Source organism: Sedimentibacter sp. B4, from assembly GCF_000309315.1.
Lineage (GTDB): Bacteria > Bacillota > Clostridia > Tissierellales > Sedimentibacteraceae > Sedimentibacter > Sedimentibacter saalensis.
The window spans coordinates 1-356 of sequence record NZ_CANG01000266.1; the positions used below are offsets into that span (position 1 = coordinate 1).

At 69.4% G+C, this 356-nt stretch carries 1 pseudogene; it reads right to left on the reverse strand.

Annotation, left to right across the window (positions count from 1 at the left end):
• Nucleotides 1-356: pseudogene (locus BN358_RS11025) on the reverse strand (hypothetical protein); the annotation flags it as partial.

A 356-nucleotide genomic window follows, 5' to 3' on the forward strand; every position in this document is an offset into this window, starting at 1 on the left:
GGGAAGGCTCGGATTGCCCGCCAGCCCCACGCGCACTTCGACATCCCAGTCGGACATGAGCCAGGCGAACGCTTCGACCGGTGTCGCCGGATTCCTGGCAACATATCGACGGACCTGCTGGTCACGCTCCCTCGACAACCGCGCAAGCACCGACGGGGACGTCGAGCGGTTGGCGGCGACGAGCCGCCGCAGGACCAGCGACCTGTCGGACGCCAGTCGATCCAGCGCGGCCGCTGGCGCTGCGGGGTTGCGCGCAACCATCTCCCGCACGGCCCGGTCCGGATCCCCGCAAAGCTGTTCCAGCACCTCTGCAGACGCGGCGGATCGCAGGCGATCACGAGTCGTTGCGCGCGATC